The 931-nt window shown below is 33.4% G+C and carries 1 protein-coding gene; it reads right to left on the bottom strand.

What is annotated here, in order from left to right; all coding sequences use genetic code 11:
- Positions 1–165: 165 nt before the first annotated feature.
- Positions 166–931: hypothetical protein (locus DNK84_RS10570; protein ID WP_162902384.1), on the bottom strand; the 766-nt coding region annotated here is incomplete at its 5' end.

Raw genomic sequence — 931 nt, 5'->3', positions numbered from 1 at the left:
CATACTTTATACCCCATTTTTGCCAACTTACTGAGCCTGTTTTTGAATCTTTTTGTTTTATTTTGAACACTAAAACCCTCTATTAATGAAGATGCGCTTCGAGACCGACAGCTTGGGCCAATTTATACCACTTAAGAAAGCTAGAACCCATGCTAGCTATCTACATTAATATAGATTTTTCAGACGAGTGGGTTTGTTTGTCTTTAGAAATTCTTGGACGCCAAATTCATTAAAAAACCCTTTAAGCCTAGTTTCAGTCAAATGATCACCAAACATTATGCCTTGAAGCGTTGAAATATCATGAAAGTTTCCTTTAAATACTTGACCATTTTTAAATCTCATTTCTCCAAATAAAAATCCTTGTGAGTCTACAGTTCCACTAAATGTCTCAAATAAAGTAAAAGAATCTTGGTTTTTTTCTAAAAAATTTTTGAAGCTATTGTAATTAAAGGGGCGGTTTAGTTCTTTTAAGTATTTACAGCTTAATAGTTTTTGATTTTCTACGTTTAACTCTTCTATAATCTGTGTATGATTGTTTGTAATAGAGGGGTTAGTCTTCTCTTTAAATGTAATTTTAGCATCTGCGCCTTTTGCACGACTAACTCCGCTAAATTCTATTTCATGCATACTTGTTGTAAAGGACCAGTTTATTTCAGTTCCCTCTGCGGGGATGGTAAGCTCGGAAGTGTTGCGATTTCCTCCTATTGAACTACCCCTTGTATTAGCAGAAAAGGCTTTGTATCCAAGAAAACCATTAAATAATACCAGCAAAATACTCGTTGCAATTAAAATTTCTGAAGAGCTGTCAGGCAATAAATAATTTAAAGTTAATGATAGACCTATTAATGAAACATCGATGCTTAATACTTTCATAATATGTGCTAACGTATATCCTGCATACTTATATCCCAAAGCTTCTATACCTATCGGT

This window comes from Facilibium subflavum (genome assembly GCF_003574485.1).
Classification (GTDB): Bacteria; Pseudomonadota; Gammaproteobacteria; order Francisellales; family Francisellaceae; genus Facilibium; species Facilibium subflavum.
This window is presented reverse-complemented; position numbering and strand designations above follow the sequence as displayed.